Here is a 21,513-nt window from a genome sequence, read left to right on the forward strand (position 1 = left end):
CCTATTCATCCTTTCCTTTGGAATAATACCACTCCTGCGGGATCGGCTGTTTCTCCAGGCCCGGACCGGAGACGAGCAGTTCGGGAACCGTCCCGCCCCACATGGTGTTTTCCCTCATCCCCGGGTGATTGAAGCGCTCGGCGGCATCGGTGCGGTAGTCGACATAGATCGCCTTGAAGGGCTGCATTCCTTTTTTGAGCGCCACGCTCCAGGTGCCGTAGCCGTGCCGGGTCGTGGCCGGGTACCACTCGTTGAGGCTGCCGGTCGGACGGTTGCCGGAGAATTCCTGGCCGACAAAGAGCCGCAGGGCGTATCCCGGCTCGGCTTTGGAGAGGATCAACTCCTGCGGAGCGTGGAAGGTGTAGATTCCGTCCTCAGGCACCGCGAGGTAGCCGGAATAGGTCCAGCCGAAGGCTTTCTCCGCGTTGGGAGCGCATCGTTCGAAGAGCTTCTTGACCGTGAACGTCTTCTGCGGTTGGACCCGGTGCGGGAAGAAGATCATATCGCGCCAATCCCCTTCGCAATACTCCGCCTTCAACCCGGGCATGGCCTTGGGCGCTCCGAGCGGGGCCACGGCTTCCGCCGGTTTCTGGAGCGTGAAATAGGCCGAGGCGGTCACGGTGGCATGGGTGCCGGCCAGGTTTTCGGGCAGACGCTCGAGTCCTTTCCTGAAGGCGCGGGCCTTCACCGCCACGGTGTTGTCGATCATAAACGGTCCGGCATAGAGCGCCGACTGCAGATCGGGTTCGGTCCCATCCAACGTGTAACGGATCTCCACCCCCCCGGTCGCGCAGCTCAGGCTCACCGGCTGCGGACCGCTGATGACGTTGCAGGCCGGCTCGATTTTCACCGGGGCAATCGGGGTGAGGATGGCTGCCCCCGGGCGCACTTTCCCCTTGTCGAGCGCAAACTCGAAGTCGGTCGCGGCCGGCTTCTTCCTTTGGAACTTCCCGCAGCCGAGCACAAGGCCGCCCGCCTGAGAGCTCACCAGCAGCGCCTCGGCTTTCGCCGAAACGTCCGCCACCTTCATCTCCGCCTCCCCCTCCAGCGCGGCCATAAATGACAGGCTCTTCCCCTTGGCAAGGGTGGCCTTGAAGCCGCGGGTGGTCTTCCCGTCGCCCAGCGGCTCGGTCGAGACGATCTGCGGGATGGCTCCGGTCGGCACCGCCTCGATGAGCGAGATGACCAGGTCATTGCCCGGGCTCTTCCAGCTGCCGCTGACCCGGAGGAAATCATAGAGCTTGTAGTTCAGCGTGTAGTCCTCCTTGATCGCCTCCCCGTCGTTTCTTTGCGTGCTGAACTCCATCCGCGGACCGAAATGGAGGATCGCCACGTTGGGCATTTCCGCGCCGGCGGTGATCACGCTCTGGCTGCCATTCGCATCGATCGCAATCGTCTCGGGCGTGAATGTTTTTCCGCTGACGCGCGGAGTCCGTTTGCCCTCGAACTGGCGGATCGGCGCGACGGGCAGCTGCCAGTCCAGCGAGTATTGGTGCGGCCCGGCGCTCTTGAGCCGGTCGACCACAATCCAAAGCCCGGGATCCTTGATGAAAAAGATCTGGCGCTGATGGCTGATCCCGGTGATGACGCCACGGGCGCGCTCGGCCAGAAACTCAGCGCTGAAGGCACCTTTGTCATGGTGATCATCGATAAACTCCCCATAGGGCCCGCTGTAAACACCCTCGGCGAAATCGAATTTCCCGCTGGAATGGGAGCGCCAATCCGCGGGCTGCGGATCGATGTAGGCAATGCCGAATCCCTTGTGATGCTTGAGGCCCGAGCTGTGGGCAACTCCCGCATGCTTGAACTGCTCCCAGCCATCCACGCGAACCGGGGAACGGTCGTAGGAGTAATTGCCGAAGTTGCCGGCCGTGAGCAGATCCTGTCCGGCCAGTGAGAGATAAAATCCGTTGTTGCCCTTGAGCCCGATCAGGGCGTGCCCGGCTGAGGGAAATGTCGAGGAGAAGAAGTGGGCGTAGCCATCCTCCCGTCCCCAGCCGGTGCGCATCATCCAACTACCGCTGTAGGGGAAGGCAGACATAGTGAACGAGGGTAATCCGGAGGCCGTGTTGCCGTGCAGCGTTTCGACAATGCGGCCGAGATCGGGCGCCATGGAAAAGAGATCGAACTCCTCCCCGGTTCTCACGCCGGGGAACACGCGATGGTCATTCCGGTTGCCGACCGGGTTCTGGCTCAGCTGGGTCATCATCTGCAGCAGGTAACGGCTCCGGGTCACAAGCAGGTCGCGCTGGCGCCGATCCCAGCTCGGGTCGGCCAAAACCTTCGCCCAGGAAAGCCGTTTGTAAATGTCGCTGCCGCGCCGGTTGTAGATGTCGCTACCGCGCCAGGCGGACGCCAACTCGAGCGCCTCGCTGCAGCTGTCGAAGCCGTGACGGTTATACCAAAGGGAGTGCTCGGTCTCCCCCCCATCGGGCAGCCCCTGGATCACCGGGTAATTCTCGTGCCGGGCGCGGGCCCGGTTGAAAAGATATTCAGCCGCTTTGAACTCATCCATGAGCAAAGCCGTTTGCATGAGCCCAACCATGGTGAGGGAGGTCCAGTTCTGCGGATTGCTTTCAAAATAGATCAGGGCCGCAGTGGGATAGACCCGGATCAGCTTGCTCAGGACCCGGGCGAGGGTGTCGGCCGGGAAATCGGCGCCCCCCTGCGGGGAACGGGCAATTCCGGCCAGCGTCTTGTAGAGAAGCTGGACCTGCCAGCCATAGGCGTTTGTGTTATCGGGCAGATCGGTCGGGCGCACGGCCGCGTCGGCCGTCTCATGCATGGCCCAGTCATCGATGTAGTCGATCCATTTATCCAGGAACCGCCGCTCGCCGGTCAGCATAAAGGCTATTGCCAGCGGCTGGAATGTGACCGGCCGCCACGGGTTGGTCCCGCTGTTGAAACCCGGTCGGCCCGGCGGCAGCAACACCGCGCCCGGCGCCATGGACGCCGCATCGGCAACCAGCTTGCCCTGCATGATCTCCTCCGCCTTGGCGAGCACCGTCTGCCGCTCTGCTTCGGAGATCAGCCCCGCATACGGGTCGCACGATTCCTCCGAAAGACCGTATTGCGCGGGGTTGCGCAACTTGGAGAAAAAATAGTCGCGCCAGGCATTGAGCGCCTCCACCGGCTTGTCGGCCTTGGCCAGGTCGGCAACGGCCTGGAAGCCCTTGCGCGTTTTCAGATTGGAGCGCAGCAGGCCGGGGCCATCCAACACCAGAAGATCCAAAAATTCGCGCGCCGTCTTCTCCATCTGCTCCGGGTTGCGCCGGGAAGCGAGCGCCGCCTGGCGTTGCTCGACCGGAACCGGATGTCCCACGGGGCGCAGGCGATAGCGATGGGGCGTTGGCTGATTGAGCCGATAGATCTCCCCGGTGTCAGCCGCAAGAGTGGCGGCCGTTTCCGCCTCCTTTTCCAGGGTCTTGAAATAGGTTTTGGCCATTCCCTGGGCGAACCCTCCGGCTCCAAGCGAGGGATTCTCCCCGGCCTTGGGATCATTGATGAGCTTCTCGAGCACGGCCTGCACCGCGGCCTTGTCATCCAGGTTCACCCCGGCGGGAGTGAGGGTATAGAGCTTGGTGAACGCCACTCCCCGCTGGGAAGCCCCCAGCTGGTGGCGCTTGGACTGGAGCTGGCTGACCTTGAGGGCCTGCTGGTATTGGGGTGTTGCGCGGACCCCGGCCAGGTTGATTCCCCTGGAGAGATCTTCATCCCACCAGCGGCCCACGACCACGTCGTCGATGAGTAATTCGTATTCTCCCTTGGGCAGCTTGCTGACCTGAAGAATCTGCCGGTTCAAGGCCTCCTGAATCGGCTGGGAATGCCAGCCATCTCCCGTGTGGGCTTCGGCGGGGTTTTTCATCGTTGCCAGCGCCTTCTCCAGCTCGTTTTCCCCCGAAAGACAGAGCGCCTTGCGCGCGTCGCCCTCGAATGGAACCGGCAGCGCCTTCTCAGCCAGTGTAAAGCTGACTTCGCCCGCACCCGCCTTGAGGTCCGTGACCTCTTCGTTCCTGGAAGAAACCAGCCGGCCGGATCCTGCGTCGATCACGGTCTCGGATACAAGGTTCGGAACGCCCTGGGCCTGCAGAAAGAGCGAGGCCATCACTGTGCTGCCCATCTCGCCGGGATGGACCCTGTCCTTGCCGATGATCGTAAAGCCCGGATTGGTTTTCTGGAAATCAGCGCCGATCTTGCTCATCGGGGTGAAGAAATCGACGAACCCCGCGCCATGTTTGTCGGCCAGTTCACGGGCCACCTTTGAAATGCGAGCCAGTGCAGCGGTGACCTCCGGCTTCGCGGCGGACTCCAGCTTGACCCCGGAATCATAAGGACTCGGAGCGCAGAGCACCACCTTCACATTTGCCTGTTTCAATCGCTCCAGCAGGGCTTCGACGTTCTTGCGGTAAAGCTCCACCCGCTCATCGCTGCCGATCAGCCCCGGCAGGTCGGGGCGACTGGCCTCGTTCATGCCGAACATGATCACCACCGTGTCGGGCTTGTGGCTGAGCACATCCCACTTGAGCCGTTCCAAGGCGCCTGCGGCCGTGTCGCCGCTGATCCCGGAATTCAGCCAGGTGTTGCGCTGGTCAGGGAAGCGGGTTTCATAGAACAGGCTCACCATGGAGTGCCAGCCGCCAGCGCGCGTGATGCTGTCGCCCAGAAAAAGCACCCGTTCACCATTGGAAAACAATGCCGCCGTGACGGCAGGGGCCGACAACACCAGAAACAACAGCCCCAGCGCTACGGTTCGATAGGCCGCCACAACGCGACGCGGCTCATGCCTGTAACAACCCCTCATCAGCACGCCCACCCAACTTCCCCATTTCATCCTATTCATGATACAACCCTTTCACATCGCCTTTGAAAAACGAGACCCCGTACCCGGCATCGCCAGAACCAAAACCAAGAGTTTGAACAGAAGCCCGCGAAGATCGCGAAGAAGATGGATTTAACCACTTATTGAGGAAATTAGGGAAATTCCGATAATGTTTTGCGATTTGATGCCTGGTGAATACCCCAGTCATGAAAATCGCAAAACGGTTTTCTTCAATTGAAGAAGCACCTTGGCGGGATTTTTGGTTCGGGTACTCCCGAATAAAAATGCCGCCATATCGTCTTATTCTTCGCGGTCTTTGCGAGCTTCTGTTCAAAGTTTTATTTCCTATATTTCTTAAATTAGTGGTGAAGTCTTTCTTTAAGACTTGTCTTACAGGACACTAGTGCACAAGCAACATAGTCCCCGTAGACCGGTCATATAAAGTCCCCTTCCGGGCGATCTCCACCGCGTCCGGGATCCCGTCATGGTCCAGGTCGCTCATGGGCATGTTTGTCAAGGTGGCCGGTATATTGGTCCAGACCTGCACATCATCCAGATACGCCGCGCCAACCCCTGAACTGAGTTTGAAGGCATGGTAACTGCCAACAAATGAAACGAACGGCACCTGTTGTCGCAACAATTGCCCGTTCACGAACAACGCCGCCTTTTGGGCCGTGAAATCCTCATAGAAGGATACCCGCACCCACTGGCCGGTAGAGAACACCTGCGCGGCATTCCCAGCCACGTCCAGCGTGCATTCATCCCACGCATTGGAGTTCCAGATCACGACATGGTTGTTCGTGTTCACAAATAGCATCACGGCCATATTCGTCGTGCCCGTCGGCGTCGACATTTCCGCATACCTGGGCTCACGGTCATTGAGCCAGACATCCGTCCAGACGTTGCTGATCCCCTCGCCATTGACCGCCAGCGAAAGGGAGGAAGCACTCGCGACCTTAGCCGCCTTGGCGCTCTGGTGAGCCACCGGACCTTGCACCATTGACCCCGGGTCCGTGGCGCTCCACCCGCCTCCTCCGCACAGGGCTAACGGGATATTCGTGGAATAGGATTCAAAATCAGCCGAAAAATTCAAGGAAGACGGTATCGGTGACGTCCCCCACTGCGAATTCAAGGTGAACGTGCCCGTCAAAGTCATGCCGTTTACCGTGACCGTTGAGTTACTGACTTGCACGATGCCGCCCGACTGGATGGCCAGGGCGGAGACCGCAAAGGAGGTGAACCCGCTCAACACCAGCGTCTGGTTTGACAGCACGGTCAACCCCGCCACACCTGTCACATTCGACCCGACCAGCGTGACGGTATTGCTCACCACCAGCGTCTCGGCGTACGTCCCGCTGCTGATCACAATCTGGTCGCCCGCCTGTGCCGCCGCCAAGGCGCCGGTAATCGTCCCGTAGTCACCGGGAACAAACCGCACCCCGTTGTACACAAACGCCGCTGTGATGATCTGGTTGTTCGTGATGTTCGACGCCGGATCCGTGTAGGTTGCCGTCTTCGTACCGGAAAAGTTGGTGACCACCCCGTTGTTCGTCAGCGAACCGACCCCATAACCCACCGCAGCCGTCAGGGAATAGGTCACATTCGACCATGTCGAGATCATGGTGTTCGTACCGGACGGAGTGATCGCCCCCCCCACCCCGGCTGTTACGATGTTGGTCACCATCGATAACGTAAAGGTTCCGGTGTTGGTGTAATTGCCGGCAATCAGCGTGCTATTCGTCATTTGCAGCAACGCGCCGTCCCCGAGTGTCAAGCCACCGTAATTGCCAACGATCAACGTACCGTTCACCACGTGCAGCACGCCGCCGGATCCGATCGTCAGCGCGCCATAATTGACCACCGTGTTGCTGAGGGTCATGGACCCACCCGCCGCCACCGTCATCCGGTTCAGCCGCCGCTGCAACTGGTCCGCATAAAGCGAAACCGGCTCCAGCGTGTCGCCCTGGCCGATCCCTTCCACGTGATCGACCGGATCGCATTTCGTCCCGCCGTACGTCGTGAGCCAGACATTGGTGCGCGTGCCGCGCGTGCCAATCACGTAACCGTAGCGGCTCTGCTCGCTTCGCACCGCGTAAGGCCCGTTGGCACCAATGCCCCGACCGACGCCCCCGGTGTTCCAGAAGACGCCGTGCGCCGAAGACAGGGCATGCGGCGGAACGCTGTCAGGCCGGTACCGCGCCTCCCAGTTGCTGTTGCTGCCGCTGGTGCAGGCATCCACCAGGTTCGCGTGGCTGAAGTGCATATGATGGTCGCTGTAGCCGCCGTACGTGTTCTCTGAACCCGAGGCGCCGTTTTGGTGCGCGCTGTCCGTGCTGGTACACCCGAGAAACACGTTTCCGCAAGCCGCCATCTGGGCCAACACAAAGCCGCTCCGTGAAAACGTCGCACGGCAGTTATCCACCAGGCACTCGGATGAGTTGCTGAGCCGGTACAGATAGCCGTTGCCGCCACCGCCGCCATATTGAGCGCGCTGCAAAGTGAGGTTCGTCAAGGTGATCTGCGTGCACTCGTTGAGGCCAATGCCGTTGCTCAGGAGATGGCACGTGGTGGTGTTCCCCGGCGCCTGGAACGTTGCCACATTCCGCACCCAGGAATCCCGCGCCCACGTGAACTGGATCGCATACGAACCATGCGCGTCATACCCCCCCGTGCCGGGAACCGTGTAGTCGTTTTCCGCCCACCCGGTGCCCTCAACATTGATGCCGTTTGACACAACCCCCGACCCACCATGTTGCACATTGCCGATCGAGAAGTCCTCCAGGCCGCAACCCGACAAAGGACTCCCTCCGAGCCGCACCACCCGCGCATTGTCGCGTGTTTTCAGATAATATCGAGTCGGGACATTGAGGGTGATGGTCGACGACGACACGGCCAGCACGCGGCGGAAGTAGGCGACACCGCCGAGTGAACTGCCGTACCCCAGCCAGTCCGGTTCGTTGTGCTCGGTGATCCACGCATCGGTACAATCGGCGCGCACCACGACCCATTGCCCTGGCACAAACCCGTTGGTACTGGCCACCGGGATATCCACTGCCGGGCCGAGGAGATTCGTGCTCAAGACCGTGCTGCCGCTGCCACTGGAATAAAACCCCGCCGACGACGGACCGATGACGAGGATAATGCTCTTGCCCCGCATATTCGTGCTGGTGTTGAGCAGATAGGTTGCCCCCGTGCCCGCCCCGCGCAGCACGACGTTTGAGGCGTTGATCAGCAACGCATACGTATTGGCCCCCTGCGGGCTGACGGCGTATCGGCCCGCCGGGAGAACCACCACGCCGCCGCCCGCCGTCTGGGCCGCGTTGATCGCGGCCTGAATGGCACTGGTCGCGTCGTTGGTTCCGCTGTTGTCGGCATTGTAAGGCGGCTGGGTCACGGTGAATACCGGGCCGGAAATACTGGGCAGAGGCGCTTCCCCCGCCTTATAGCCGGCGTAGGAGAAGTCCTGGATCAGTTTATCCGTTTGAAAGTCGACCGCGCCGTTGGTCGGCGGCTGCCAATCGGCAGGATACAGCGTGCTGCGCCAGGCCATGACGGGCACAGCACACAGCAGCAACAGTGCGACAGCAAGAAAGACAATAATCCCGCGTGAAACGGGATGAATGGTGTTTTCCATACGATGTAAATAGAATACTGCCTACCAGACGCTCTGTATATATACTTTGCATAGTTTTTTTTGCATTGCAACTTACTACACATAAATATGTTATGTTTCTATACTCAAATACTGCTATTCACATCTTTGCATTATGAGAGGCAGATTGAATCCAGACCTCCTGATATCAGCCTAACCCGGCATAGCCCAGGGCAGACGCATCTAAATGCTCCGTCAATATGAGAAATTTTAGACAGAATTAACAAAATTAACAAAATTGTTTAGGGATAGATGCAGATTCTTCTCTCACCATTTTGAACATTCTGTAAATTCTGTCAAAAATCTGGGTTTTGCTGAAGTTTTAGATGCGTCTGCCCTATACACTTAGTCTTGCCAAGATGCATGATATATGATTCTATCTTCATGAAGTTCAACGGGAGAAACGCGATGGCGATATTACAGGTCCGCAACATGGACAAGGAACTTTACACGGCGCTTGGCAGACGGGCGGCGCTCGAAAACCGCTCCATCAGCCAGGAAGTCATCGAGATTATTAAGAGATATCTGGCAACTCCCGTTACCCGGAAGGGCGCCGCCGATGAGGAGGCTTTGGGCCTGGCCGGATCGTGGGAGGACTCCCGGTCGGAGAAGGAGATCGCCGGCGCCATTCGCAAGGAGCGCACAACCAGGCGCTTTCACGGAGAATTCTGATGTATCTGCTTGATACCGATACCCTGATCTACTTCCTCAAAGGTAACGCCCCGGTTGTCAGAAACTTCAAGGCCTGCTCAAACAGCCCCAAAGCGCTATCCGTCATCACCTATGGGGAACTTGTCCATGGTTGCCGCAAATCGGAACGTGTTGTGGAGAATCTGGCCAAAGTGCATCGCCTTGCCGAACTCTACCCGGTTATTGATGTAACCCGCTCCGTAATGGACAGCTTTGGCGAGATAAAAGCCTCACTCTCCAGGGCGGGGACGACGATTGATGATTTCGACCTCTTGATCGGGTGCACGGCGTTGACGCTGAACTATGCCGTTGTCAGCAACAACGTGAAGCACTATCAGAAAATCCCCGGCCTCAATGTCGTGAATTGGGCGTGATCACCCCGTCCTTTCGAGACCATCGGGCCGCCTGGGACAGGTTGTTTGTCGCCAGGACTCAAGAAGTCGATCCGCCCACCCCCCCGCTCGACCGAGGGGCGTATCTCTAATTATGTTGCGCGCAACATAATTGCAGATGCGCCCCTCGGGAGGAATTAAAGTGAGACAAAAATTGACCCATAATCCGTCGAGTGCTAGATTATTTAAGTAGTACGGTATAAATAATGAAAACGGTTTATATTGAAACATCCATTGTTAGTTACCTGACGGCCAGGCCATCGAGAAGCATACTGGCGGCGGCTTGGCAGCAAGCGACTGAGGACTGGTGGACTTTTCAACGTTCGCGATTTGAGTTGTTCACTTCCGAACTAGTTGTCAAGGAAGCTGAGCAAGGGAATACGGAAGCAGCACAACGGAGAATTGCTGCTTTAGCCGGAATTCAACAACTCGCCATAACGGATGAAGTGTCAAGCCTCGCGGCAAACCTGCTGGATGAAGGAGCATTACCGTCGATTGCCGCAGATGACGCTATGCATGTGGCGGTGGCAGCCTATCATGGAGTGGATTACCTGCTTACCTGGAACTGTCGGCATATAGATAATGCCGAAAAGAAACCTGTAATACGCAGTGTGTGTGCGTCAAAAGGGTTTCCATGCCCGGAAATTTGCACACCCATGGAACTTATGGGGGATACCGAAAATGAAAGATGAAATCATTGAGCAAGTGTGGCGCATAAAGGATGCCATAGCGAAAAAGTACAAATATGATGTGCGCGCCTTGGCCAAGGATCTGCAAAAAAGGGAACGATCATCCACCGCTGTTATTGTCAATTTGCATGACTCCCGCATGAACCATTCTTTCGGCTCTGCCGGTCGTTGAACTGATATAGATTCCCCAGGGACTTCAGTCACCACCAATGTCATGGGCGGGGCCATATTCCGAATTCCTTACCCTTCTTCTGTCTTGCCGCGACGTTCCCAGGGGGTGTCGGTTGTTCTCTCATTACGGACTGGTTGCGACGCGCGGGGTGATCATAAAACTGCGTTCGACCATGCGGGCGGACTGCACTGCGGGCTCAAGGGAACGGCCAAACTGGGCAGCGCGTATTGTGGACATTCGCTGATTTTCACTTCAATCCGGCGTGGTTCATGAGCGAGAGCCAGAGGTCCCACCATTGGCCGGTGTTATTTTGCAGCAGGTCGGCATTGTGGTCCGGCGCCGGATTGGTGGTCAGAGGCAAAGCAACCGGAGAGCCGTCGGCACGGTGGAAGGTCTTGGTGTCGTCGTCGGAATAGGCGTAAACGCTGGAGAACCGGACATACCCGTCCCCGTCGAGTCCTTCGATCCTCATTTTTATGTGCAGGCGACCGGTCTTATCGAATTTAGCACCCCAGTCATCCCGGCAGTAATTGTAGAAGTTAGGCTGCCAGGCCCAGGCCAGCGGGCGCTCGGCGGTGGGAGCTTTAGGGGCGGAGCCGCGGGCGGGATCGTGCAGATAGTTCAGCCAGTTGGCGTCATGGTGCCGCGCCGACTCGATCAGATCGAACGGGTCGCCCCCGACTGTCGCCCAGCGCTTGGTCTTAGCATCGTATCTGAACATGCCCCAGCACTGCCAGCCACAGGCATTGGCCCGGCCGTAGAGGTAGGTCTTGCTGGCGGGGCTCTGCAGGAAGACCATGTAATTCAAATAGCTGGCGGGGATGGCGCGGGGATCGGACTTGCGGCCGACGAACTCGAAGGTCTCAATGTTTCCGGGCTCCTTCGTGACCCAATACATCTGGGCCGGGAAGTCCGCATGGTTGCGATCCCGGGGAACCCCCATCTCTTCCCAACTGCCGGGGATGTAGCTGTCGGGGTTCGGGACGTTGTGCTGACCCCCAATGAGATGGATATAGCCGGCCTCATCGACGAAGAGGGACCACCCGAGCATTTTCGCGTCGGAGCCGTCGATGACAAAATCTTCACCTCCCAGATACACTTTCTGCTGGGTGCCGTCGGGGTTGATTTTGGTGATCGGGATACGATAGAGGCGAGGGAAGTCCGATGAGCGCCAGCCCTTCGCCTGGGGATACTTCCCGGCCAGCTTGCCGACGATCTTCTCATAGTCGTCCTTGGAAACCTGCTCCCCACCCTGCCATGCGATGCCGCTACCTACTTTGTAAGTGACTCCCTTGTCGCGGATAATCGAGGTGTAATCCCGTTTGCCGGGTTCCCGATAGCTGAAAAAGCGCTCGCCGTTCTCCACCGGCGGCAGCTTGGTGAACGCATCAAGAGCATCCATGGTGCGATGCTCGCCCACCAGGCGCCGCACCGCGTCGAAGCGCGTCCCGGTCAGATCCATGAGTGCAAACACGGGTTTGGCCAGGGCCAGTCCCAGGATGTCGCGCGCTTGCGGGTCGCTGGGCGAGATGTCCAGCAACGCCCGGATCAGGGCATTGCGCAGCAGATCCTCGACGCGCGGCAGGCGCTCGCCCTCTTGCTTCAGCAATTCGTTCAGGGTCCGGGCGAGTGCCGCACTGGCGCTGGCGGCATCCTGTTTCATGGCGGCCAGTGCCAGGGCCGCCTCGGCACGTTCGCCCGGTGCCTTGTCGGCGGCCTGAACGACCGCGACCATTTGCGGCAGGGCGGCGCGCAGGGCGGCGCGGGCCGGATCACTGTTGAGTTTGACGAGCAGTTGCGCCGCCAGCAACCGGCAGTCGGCCTCCTGGAGGGCGGCGATCAGCACCGGCAGAAGGGACTTGGACAAGGGCTGCAGGGTGGCGGCATCCTTCTTGCCGAAGAGCTGCAGCGCCGCGCGGCGCTGCGGCGCAGGGAGGTCTTTCAAATCCCCTGCGGCCATGCCGCGGCCATTGAGCACAACCATGTCCTCGCCATAAAACTTCGGCTGTGCCGACGGCCGGGTCACCGCGTGAAGCCGGGCGACCTCTTCTGCAGACAAGGCCCGGTCGAACCAGACCATGTCCCGCACCGATCCGTCCAGCGATCCGGATTTTCCAGTCATCTGATGCCACCAGTAGGCATCGTTGCCGATCTGGATACTCCGGTTCTCGCTCTTGTAAGGGATGTCCTCGTTGGTCGCAAGCAGGTGTCCGTCGAGATAGAGCGAGCCTTTGCCGTGTAGGTCTGCGGCATCTTTCCATCGAGTCGCCTCGAAGGTATAGAGAAGATGGTGCCACTCACCCAGGGAGAGCGACGGCTTGCCTTCACCCAGGCGCTTCTCCGGTGACCAGAGCCACGTCCTAAACACATCCGGCTTACCTTTGCTGACCACATCTATCAATTCCTGCCTACGCACGCAAAGCTGCACACCGACAGCGTTCACCCCGTCCTTGTTGCCGATGAGCAGCAACCCCATGCGGCCCGTCGAGTCTGAACCTTCGACCTTTGAGCGGATGAATACCCAGCCCCCGATGGTGAGCGACTTGCTCTGATACTTCGTGCTCGCCGGGATCTCGGCCCATTGGTAGGCGCCGGTGAAGTCAAGCAGGCCCTTGTCCCATGGGACGTGGATGATACGACCATGGTTTTTATTCCCGGAACGGTCGTTCAGCGTCTCGCCGCTCCCCTCGTCCGCCGGCCAGTAGCCAACCGGCTTCAAGGCGAGCACGGCCAGATAGCGTTCATCAATGATCTTGTCCGCCGCCGCTTTCTGGGCCGCGGCGGCGGCGCCGTTCGTGGGCTCGTTCTGGGATTTGACCTGGGCGTTGAGCAGCACGGCGGAGGCAAGAAGGAGGAGGAGTGGTTTCATGGTCATTCCTTGGGAAGAGCTTCGGCAATCACGGTTGCGACACGCGGGGTGATCATAAAACTGCGTTCGACCATGCGGGTGGACTGCACAGCGGGCTCAATGGAACGGCCGAACTGGATAGCGCGGATGGTGACCTTGATCGGGAAACGGCTGCGCGGCGGGATGTCGGTAAAGGTCAGCGTCTTGCCGGAAACCCGCGCCGGCCCCACGATCACGCAATACTCCACAGGCAACCCGGCATCGGTAACGGCTTTCAATTCAAGCGGCGTGGTTCCGGCCGCTTGATCCGGGATTTCCGGGAAGGTGAGGGTCTGGGGCTTTCCTGTTTTGTTACTCGGGAATCCCAAGTTGAAGGGCTGGATTGACGGGCGGTATTCGTCGTCGCCCGGATGCCGGACATAGATCATCGAACCCCAGAGTCGGTCGACGATCGGGCGGATGGTGCCGGTTCCGGTCACCATAGCATTCCCGGAGAGCCAGGCGATTTGGATTTTACCCTTGTCTGAATGTCCGAGCGCCTGGCCCGCGCCCGTGGTGAAGTTGGTGGGAATCCTGTCAAGGAATGCGGGCTTGAGAGTGAAGGTGACACCGTCCTCTCCGACAACGGGGGCGACCCCTTCAAACAAGCCACTGTCTTGAACGGCCGGGATTGCACCGTCGTTACGGAGGATTACCGGAATCTGGGTCTTGCGGGTCCAGTTGACATTCATGAGTGTTTCGACGGCCATGGCCATTTCCTTATCGAAGAACCAGACCCCGTTTTTGGCGCTGTCCGTTGCGGATTTCGCAGGTTGCGCCGGGGATCGCCTGGGGTTGCTCATGTCCAAGTCAACGACCCAACCGCTGTCAATGTCCACCGGTTTGAGGACGCCGCCGGCGGCAGGCAGGCGGGCTGGAACGACTTTGCGGACATACATCGCGATCATGTCCGCTTCGGCGTCGGTCATGACGAAATGGCTGCTGCCGTTTTCGAGCAAGAAACTCATGGGCCGATGGGTCGTAGCCCGGTCTTTTCCGATGGCGGTCGGCTCCCAGAAGTTCGGGGCGTTTTTAGTCCAATCTTTCTTCTGCTGGCCCCATTCCGTGAAGTTGCTACCCAGCTCGAACAGAGGGACTTGCCGATTGTTCGGAAGGGTGAAGTCCATCATGCACTTGAAGACGATCTGGGCGAGGCAACGCTCCGGTTTCCAGTTTGCCAGTCGCTGTGTGAAAAACCCAATGGTAGAGTGCCCGAAGGGTAGCCACGGCGCGCTGGCGATCTCCGCGTAGCCGGACACGGTCGCCAGTTCGTCCAGCGCTTTCTGCAGGACCGCCCCATCCTGGTCAGGGTGCTCGAAGGTCGGCGCGAAGAAGGGATTGAACCAGACCATGGCCATGTCCGTGTCGCGGCATGCCTGGCGGATGGCCGCATTTTCCGCAAAGCCTTGTTCGGCCACATTCTGCTGAGCGAGGACTATGCCCCTGATGGTCCGGCATTTCTCCGGAATCCACAGGTATGCGGTAGTGGTCTGCGGCTTGCCCTTAGCATCTGTAAACGGCACGGAGGCCATGAACTGAAACTCCGAACAACGCGTATTGCGGACAACGGGTTCTGAGCTTGCGGATGCGGGAGCGGCGGCCAGCAGAATGGCCAGCGCGACAACGCTGGAGATCGGCACGAGCCGCATTGAGACTGTTTTGATCATTTCACTTTTCATGATTTACCTTTCTGAAATCCGGCACCGATGGCTCTGATCGCGTTGTAAGCCTCCGGCGGCAAATCTCCATCCGGGTCAGGGCCGAAGTTAAGCAAATAATTACCGCCCCAGGCGCGGCATTGGGCCAGGCGCCCGATGAACCGTGATGTCGGGAAATAGTCCCGCTCTTGCGAAAGCCCATTGGCTGCATGAATCATATCATGCTGTCCCGCGACGATTTTGGCGGCCGAATTGTTGGGGTTGTTACCCATGATTGCAATCCTCTAGGATGTCTCTTTATTTTTTTATTAGTGATAAACTGGCATGATTCCCGTCGGGGTTTCCTTCCAGGCGAAGCCATCGGGTACCCGAATCGGTTGGACATCGACCAGGCGTTGGCCTTCCACGGCGAACTCGAAATCCGGGCCGCTGACTTTTTGCGTTGTGCCTGCGAGGGCCATCTCGCGGCAGCCGATGGTCAAACCGCGCACGCCGCCCTTGGCATCGGTCACGGTCAGTAGTACTTCGGCGGTCGCTTTGATCAAGCCTGCACTCAACTCAGTCGGCGATTGGGCGACCCTATACTGCACAACGGGGCCACCAACGAGCGTGAGCGTGATGCGCGTCTGCCCGTTGCTGAATTCTTTCGTGAACGCCGCGATGCGCCGCTCGTAGGTCTGCCCTTGCGGGATCGGCACCAACAGTGTGACGATCGGCGCGTCAGCGGAAAAGGTAGCGTGGAGATCGACGGCCGGGATGTAGCCGCTGACCATGCTGGGAGCGGCGTTCGCCCAGCCGCGCCAGGGATACTTGTCGCCGAACCACGTCGTGTAGGCCACCGTGCCGGGAACCGCGTGCAGGATCGCCAGGTTAACGTTGCCGGCGTTGGTAGTCAGCACGCGTTGTGCGGCCGCGTCACACTGTACCTGCTCCCTGGTGAAGCCCGGAGCAAGCGGGCTGTGCTTGCCGTCCTTGTCGGCATACTCGCGATTCGTGCCCAGACCGGGCGCCGGAAAGTGCCAGAGCTGTGTGAGGGTTTGCGCCGGTTTGCCGGCAGTACGCCGGGCCACGTCCGTCACGATCCAGACATTGGCCGTACGCAGGTAGATGACCTGACGGGTGTGGGTGGCGTCAAAGGTCTGGGGCGGCTGGGCGTTGTGCGTTTCGACAGCGGCAAGCTGGGTGGCGATGTCAGCCTCAGTAGCGCCGTATTTCACGGCGTGCTCGCGGACCTCCTTGGCGACCATCGGTGGGGCGCTCTTGAAGGTGCGCGTCCAGACCCCCTGAACAAAGTCGAAATTCGCCGACGTGTGCCACAGTTGATCGGGTATGGTATGGCGGTAGCCGGTGTTGGCAAAGCCGGCGAGTTGCCCGCAGCCGTCGATCAGCAGGTTGTTGGCGGTCCAGGGCGCGTCTTCACCCTTGTATTCCGAGACCCATAGGAAATCCTTGCGCTGATTCTCGGGCAGATGACCGACCCCGTAAGGCGGTGATTCGCGATCGACCAGCAGATGCCGACCGTAGGCACAGAGCTCGATGCCGTTGTTGTCGGCATGATTGTGACCGGCGCCGGGCCGACTGCTCTTGAGAAAGAGCGAGGAGCTTTCCGCCTCCCAGCCGTTGCGCATCAGGTAGTAGCCGCTATACGGAAAAGCAATGGACGTGAAGGCGGGCGCCGGGCGTCCTTTCTTGCCCCGGTAAAGCAGGCAGTCCAGGATCTGCCCGGCCAGCGGATCATAGAACGGATCCGAGTTCTCGCAGGTTTCCTGCATGTCCCGGCCGTAGCTGTTGTTGCCCACCGAGGGCATGGTGCCGGAGGCCAGGCGCAAACTGTTGAACAGGCGCTTGCGGTTGATGGCGGCCCCATGGATCTGCGTGACCCACTCCGGCAGGGGTTGGCCCGCAAAGAGTTCGCTGATGCTCGTGCTGGCGTCAAAGAGGCCGGCATTGTAGTTGAACGATTGCTCCAAGTCGCCGCCATCCGGGAGGATGAAACGGGCAATGGCGCCGTTCTTCAACCGGTCGATCCCAAGAGCTTCCCAGGCTTCCGCATCGCGCATCTCCGGCAGGTATCGGGCCAGAAGAACCAGGGATTTGGCCACATGAATCTGCTGGTTGCCGACGCAATTGCGCGGGTCTTTCAGCGGTTTGGCCAGGTCATCCGTGACGGCAAAGATCACGATATTGGCCACCGCCCGGGCGGGAATGGAGTGGGCAGGCGCATCGAGTGGCAGTTTGACGACGATTTGGCGTATCACGTCTAACCACCCCTCGCTGTAAATGACGAAGCCCATGCCGAAATCCCAGGTTCTTGGCGCACCATAACTGTTGGGCTTGGCACGTCCGGCATTGTCCAGATTGTCGAACTCAGTCTTAGCTGAAGTGGCCAAGCGTTCCGTCTCGCTGAACCATTTGGCGAGGTCTTCAGTCCCCTGTGGAGCCTTGGGCGGGCGGTATTTTATGCCCGGGGCTTGGCGCAGACGCGCCACCAAAAGGTCGCGGTAGGCCTCCAACGCCTCTTGCGCCTTACCCGTCTGCTGCATGACCACCATCGGCTTGATTTCGGGGTTGGTAGGATCAAGCAAACTGACCAACTTTGCCGCCACAGCGGCAGGATCGCTGCCATCGTAAGCCGGGGATAGTCGCTCTGAGCCCCCGGACACCGTCATAGCCTGGGCCGCGATATGATCACGGAGCGACGGGCAATCCGGCGCGGAACTCGCCAGGCGCAGGCCGGCGTCGTAGATCCGGTAGCTGGGCGGCACCGGACTGCGAAAGCCGCTGGTGACATCGTTGTCGAGCGCCACTGAACCTCCGCGTTGCACCCGCCAGTTGGACTTGTCCCAGAAGCGGTCCCAGCACCATTCGGCCACATTGCCGCTCATGTCATAGAGCCCGAAGGAGTTGGGCTTCTTCAGACCTGGCGGGTGCGGGCTGACCTCTTCGCCATGTGCATTGTTGAGGGTGTGCCAGGCATAGGGATTCTCCGGGCTGGCCACGGATTCATCGCCCCAGTAGTACTTGGTCGTGGTGCCGGCCCGACAGGCGTATTCCCATTCCGCTTCGGTCGGCAGCCGGTAGCCGTTGGCCGCCCAGTCCGCGATCACCGTGTCGCTCACGCCAGTCCGGCAGACTTCATTGCCGACGCGATAGACCGGCGTGCGGCCGGCCCGTTCGCTGGCGGCATTGCAGAACTTGACAGCGTCGTACCAGGTGATGGCGGAGACCGGATGTTGAGAGGTCTCCCCCACGCCCGGACCGAAGTCATATCCCTTCGTCAGTGCCCAGACGCGGACCGCCGACCATTCACCATGCGTCAATTCCAATGAGGAAAGGCTGAATCTGGCAATCTTGGCACTCTGCCCGTCGCTGCGGGACTGTACGCCGGCGGGAATAATACACATGCTTTTCCCGGCATCTTCAGCCATCAGCACGCTGCTTGCGGTGAGCATGCTGATTATCACCATTTTGAAAAGCTTAAGTTTTACCTTATTTTTCATTATTTTCGTTCATTCTGTCTAAAATTCCTCTTGGCTCACAGAGACTCCACCCGGGTCTTCGCCGCGCGTGCGGCCTTGCGTTGGTAGAGGGTCCAGAGCAGCAGACCCAGTGCGAAGAGCACCCCGCCGACAAACAAGAACGCCAACCGTCCGCTCAGCGGGTTAGGGATGGCCATGCAGGCCAGCAGGAAGGCGCCCAGGATCAGGAACAGGGCTCCGACCACGCGCAGCTGCATGGTGTCCTGATCCTGACCCCCTTCGGCCATATGGTCAACGGGACGCTGCATGTCGTCAAACAGGGCGTTCACGCGCTGGTGATGGGCTTCCGAACTCATCCGCCAGAGCGGGATGGTTCCGCAGAACCAGAGGGCGGACCCAACCCACGTGATGACGCTCACGACGATGAACTGCGAGTCATTGATCTCCCGCACGGTCAGTGCCCGCGTAAGGCCCACCAGGTGCTGCACCGCTTCCGGCGAATACGCCCACTTGGCCAGGAGCCCGATAAAAAGGCCGGCCATCACGGTACTCCAGCCCGCCCACGCCGGCGTGCGGCGGATGATCACCCCCAGCACCATCGGCACGATCATGGGCGGCAGCAGGACGGCATTGAGCACCTGGAACAGATCAAAGAGGTTCAGGGTCCGCAGGGCATTGATGCCCAGTCCCACTCCGATGATCAGGAGACCGAAACAGACCGTGGTGATCTTGCCGACGATGACCTGGCGTTTCTCGGAAGCGTCCGGGCGGATATAACTGATATATACATTGCGGACAAAAAAGCCGGCGTTGGAGTTCAGGGCTGCGTCGGCACTGTCGATGGTGGCACTGAACATGGCGCACACCATCAGGCCCAGGAGGCCCTGCGGCAGGACCTTGAAGGCCATGGCCACCCAGGCCCCCTCCGCGGGTTGCTTGAGATTGGGGAAGATCGCGTGGAGGTCCGGGAAGACCGTCGCGGCACAGAGCGAGGGGAGTTGGTACAGGATTGGCGCCAGCAGCAGGAAGGTGGGAGCGGCACACAGGAGCACCATCTGGCGGGCGCTGCGGTCGTTTTTGACGCGCACGTACCTGCTACAGTTGCGGATATCCAATCCGCCAATCGTGGTGGACACCAAATTCCACCCGATCCAGAGCCAGACGATGGCGAACGAACAATCCGTGTCAAAGCGGAAGTGCCGCTCCGGCAGGGCTGCGGCCAGGTGGGTGATTCCGCCGATCTCCGGCAGGTTCACGGAGAAGAACGCCACCACCAGCACCACCAGCACCAGCAGCACAGCCTGGACTACGCCCCCGATGGCCACCGCCCACTGCCCCCCCAGCGCCGAGAGAAAGGTGACAATGAAGCCGACCGCCAGGATGGTGGCCGTCAGGTCCACGCGGAACACCGAGGCCATGAAGACGCCCACGGTATTGAGGCCGATGCCGCCCCAGAAGAGCCCCATGGGCAGGGAGAACCAGGTGTAGAACTGTTCGGTGCCAAAGCCAAAACGGCGAAACACCGCTTCCATGGCGGTGATGACCCGCATGCGGCGGAAACGCGGGGCCATCCATAGTCCGACGATCAGGCTGGGCACCGCGGCCAGCAGACCCGTCAGCGGGTAGACGAAGCCGTCATTATAGCATTTGGCGGCGGCACCGGTGAAGCTCCAGACGCTGATCCCCGCGCCCATGGCGCTCAAGCCGCCGACCCACCAGGTCATATTGCCGCCGCCACGGAAGTAGTCGCTGGCGTTGCGGTTCAGCCGCCGGCAGATCACGCCGATGGACAAGGTGAACACCAGGTAAGCGACGATGACCGTGTAGTCCCATCCCGAGAGATCGCGGATCAGAGATTCGGGAGAAGCAAGAGTGGGCATCATAGCGGGGATTCCTTTACGGGTTCGGTTGAATCAGACGTCAAAAGCACCTCCGTGCCGATGACCGCCTTCGGATTGTGGCACATCCACTCGGCGGTTTCTGCCAGGCGCTGGTAGACCACCTCCGGCAGTTCGCCATCGGGACGCGGGCTGACATTGATCAGAAGGTTCCCACCCCACTGGCGCAGGCGCACCAGCGTGTCAATCATCCAGGCGGTGGACTTGTATTGCTCGGCCTTGAGATAACCCCACACATCGACGGTGCCGGTGCCCGCTTGGTTCGGAATTCCCGAGGCCTGCCAGCAGTGGCAGGTTTCAAACCAGCCGGTGAACCGCTGGGTCGGTAGCGCACACTCCGTGCAATCATAATCCCCATCGCAACTGCGGCTGTTGATCACAATGTGGGGTTGAAGCTCCCGGGCCCGGTCGCGGATGGTATTGTCATGCGTGCCGCCATCAAACCAGAGCAAATCAATCCGGCCATAGCGGGTGAGCAGTTCTTCCACGCGGCCATGGAACATGGCCCGGAGCCGGGCCTCGTGCGCCGGCGTGCGCAACGGGGGCGCGATGGGTTGATGGCGCTGGTCAAACCAGGGATGCCCTGCGGCATTCGGCCGGGGTTTACCGGGATCCATGGAGGCCGTGTAGTAGTTGAAGCTCATCACCTGGCGGTCAAAATACCAGTCCGGCGGCGAAAGATACAGGCCCACCTTCAGTCCATGACGGCGGCAGGCTTCGACAAACGGCCCTACCAGATCGCGGCCGGCCAGATGGCTCTGCACGCCAAAATCGCCATGCCCGCTGGGCCAGAGGGTATAGCCGTCATGGTGCATGGCCGTGAGCACCGCGTACTTGAAGCCGGCCTTGGCCGCTGCGGCGAGCCACTTATCCGGGTCGTAGGCCGTGGGGTTATACCGGTCCGCCAGGCGCCAGTATTCCTCGGGCGTCACCTTGTTGGCTCCCTTGGCAGCCGCATCCCAGGGGGTGTTGGCGATCATGCCCCAGGAGAGATCCAGGTTGCCATGCACACTGGCGATACCCATGTGTACAAAGAGTCCCAGGCCGGCGCGGGGGAACCACTGGGCCTCGGGATGCTGGGTATGCCGGGACGTCTTGGCGGAATTATCCAATCCCAAGACCGCATGCTGGGCAGCTGCGGCGGTAGTTTCAACTTCAGACATCGTTCATGTTCTCC

At 60.0% G+C, this 21,513-nt stretch carries 12 protein-coding genes; 4 read left to right on the plus strand and 8 right to left on the minus strand.

Going from position 1 to position 21,513, the window contains the following annotated elements:
* Position 1: 1 nt before the first annotated feature.
* Together WCS52_17405 and WCS52_17410 are read right to left on the minus strand one after the other, a co-directional pair.
* Positions 2-4,840 (minus strand): GDSL-type esterase/lipase family protein, encoded by a 4,839-nt coding sequence (locus WCS52_17405; protein MEI6168962.1) that lies wholly within the window; start codon positions 4,838-4,840, stop codon positions 2-4.
* 379 nt (positions 4,841-5,219) lie between these two features.
* Positions 5,220-8,453: a glycosyl hydrolase family 28-related protein gene (locus WCS52_17410; GenBank protein MEI6168963.1), complete on the minus strand. Its 3,234-nt coding sequence runs from the start codon at positions 8,451-8,453 to the stop codon at positions 5,220-5,222.
* Between the two features lie 426 nt (positions 8,454-8,879).
* Here WCS52_17410 and WCS52_17415 point away from each other — a divergent pair, with 426 nt between their 5' ends.
* The 4 genes from WCS52_17415 to WCS52_17430 all read left to right on the plus strand — a co-directional run bounded on the left by WCS52_17415 (position 8,880) and on the right by WCS52_17430 (position 10,414).
* Positions 8,880-9,143 carry an antitoxin gene (locus WCS52_17415; protein ID MEI6168964.1) on the plus strand — a complete coding sequence of 88 codons (264 nt, stop codon included), beginning with the start codon at positions 8,880-8,882 and terminating at the stop codon, positions 9,141-9,143.
* The gene (locus WCS52_17420) at positions 9,140-9,535 is read left to right on the plus strand and encodes a type II toxin-antitoxin system VapC family toxin (protein ID MEI6168965.1); all 396 of its coding nucleotides are present in this window, start codon (positions 9,140-9,142) and stop codon (positions 9,533-9,535) included. Before WCS52_17415 ends, WCS52_17420 begins: the two co-directional genes overlap by 4 nt.
* 224 nt (positions 9,536-9,759) lie before the next feature.
* Positions 9,760-10,245, plus strand: a complete 486-nt coding sequence (locus tag WCS52_17425) for a type II toxin-antitoxin system VapC family toxin (protein MEI6168966.1) — start codon at positions 9,760-9,762, stop codon at positions 10,243-10,245.
* Positions 10,235-10,414, plus strand: coding sequence for a hypothetical protein (locus WCS52_17430; protein MEI6168967.1), 180 nt, complete (start codon positions 10,235-10,237; stop codon positions 10,412-10,414). Before WCS52_17425 ends, WCS52_17430 begins: the two co-directional genes overlap by 11 nt.
* A 247-nt stretch (positions 10,415-10,661) precedes the next feature.
* On the opposite strand, the gene WCS52_17435 is transcribed toward WCS52_17430, so the two are convergent.
* The 6 genes from WCS52_17435 to WCS52_17460 are packed head-to-tail and all read right to left on the minus strand — an operon-like array spanning position 10,662 to position 21,499.
* A complete protein-coding gene (locus tag WCS52_17435) occupies positions 10,662-13,283 on the minus strand; it encodes a LamG-like jellyroll fold domain-containing protein (GenBank protein MEI6168968.1) in 2,622 nt (873 codons plus the stop codon).
* A 2-nt stretch (positions 13,284-13,285) separates the two neighbouring features.
* Entirely contained in the window at positions 13,286-14,980 is a 1,695-nt protein-coding gene (locus tag WCS52_17440) for a hypothetical protein (protein ID MEI6168969.1), read from the minus strand.
* Positions 14,977-15,231: an alpha-L-fucosidase gene (locus WCS52_17445; protein MEI6168970.1), complete on the minus strand. Its 255-nt coding sequence runs from the start codon at positions 15,229-15,231 to the stop codon at positions 14,977-14,979. The genes WCS52_17440 and WCS52_17445 overlap by 4 nt, the downstream gene beginning before the upstream one ends.
* 36 nt (positions 15,232-15,267) lie before the next feature.
* Entirely contained in the window at positions 15,268-18,459 is a 3,192-nt protein-coding gene (locus WCS52_17450) for an SUMF1/EgtB/PvdO family nonheme iron enzyme (protein ID MEI6168971.1), read from the minus strand.
* Between the two features lie 35 nt (positions 18,460-18,494).
* Entirely contained in the window at positions 18,495-20,321 is a 1,827-nt protein-coding gene (locus WCS52_17455) for a hypothetical protein (GenBank protein MEI6168972.1), read from the minus strand.
* Positions 20,318-21,499, minus strand: a complete 1,182-nt coding sequence (locus WCS52_17460) for an alpha-L-fucosidase (GenBank protein ID MEI6168973.1) — start codon at positions 21,497-21,499, stop codon at positions 20,318-20,320. The genes WCS52_17455 and WCS52_17460 overlap by 4 nt, the downstream gene beginning before the upstream one ends.
* Between the last annotated feature and the right edge of the window lie 14 nt (positions 21,500-21,513).

The sequence above is a fragment of the bacterium genome (assembly GCA_037128595.1).
Lineage (GTDB): Bacteria > Verrucomicrobiota > Kiritimatiellia > CAIKKV01 > CAITUY01 > JAABPW01.

Bases quoted from the DNA above. Each gene is read 5' to 3' on its own strand.
- WCS52_17405 (MEI6168962.1), bottom strand. From the start codon at position 4,840: ATGAATAGGATGAAATGGGGAAGTTGGGTGGGCGTGCTGATGAGGGGT.
- WCS52_17410 (MEI6168963.1), bottom strand. From the start codon at position 8,453: ATGGAAAACACCATTCATCCCGTTTCACGCGGGATTATTGTCTTTCTT.
- WCS52_17415 (MEI6168964.1), top strand. From the start codon at position 8,880: ATGGCGATATTACAGGTCCGCAACATGGACAAGGAACTTTACACGGCG.
- WCS52_17425 (MEI6168966.1), top strand. From the start codon at position 9,760: ATGAAAACGGTTTATATTGAAACATCCATTGTTAGTTACCTGACGGCC.
- WCS52_17430 (MEI6168967.1), top strand. From the start codon at position 10,235: ATGAAAGATGAAATCATTGAGCAAGTGTGGCGCATAAAGGATGCCATA.
- WCS52_17435 (MEI6168968.1), bottom strand. From the start codon at position 13,283: ATGAAACCACTCCTCCTCCTTCTTGCCTCCGCCGTGCTGCTCAACGCC.
- WCS52_17440 (MEI6168969.1), bottom strand. From the start codon at position 14,980: ATGAAAAGTGAAATGATCAAAACAGTCTCAATGCGGCTCGTGCCGATC.
- WCS52_17445 (MEI6168970.1), bottom strand. From the start codon at position 15,231: ATGGGTAACAACCCCAACAATTCGGCCGCCAAAATCGTCGCGGGACAG.
- WCS52_17450 (MEI6168971.1), bottom strand. From the start codon at position 18,459: ATGAAAAATAAGGTAAAACTTAAGCTTTTCAAAATGGTGATAATCAGC.
- WCS52_17455 (MEI6168972.1), bottom strand. From the start codon at position 20,321: ATGATGCCCACTCTTGCTTCTCCCGAATCTCTGATCCGCGATCTCTCG.
- WCS52_17460 (MEI6168973.1), bottom strand. From the start codon at position 21,499: ATGTCTGAAGTTGAAACTACCGCCGCAGCTGCCCAGCATGCGGTCTTG.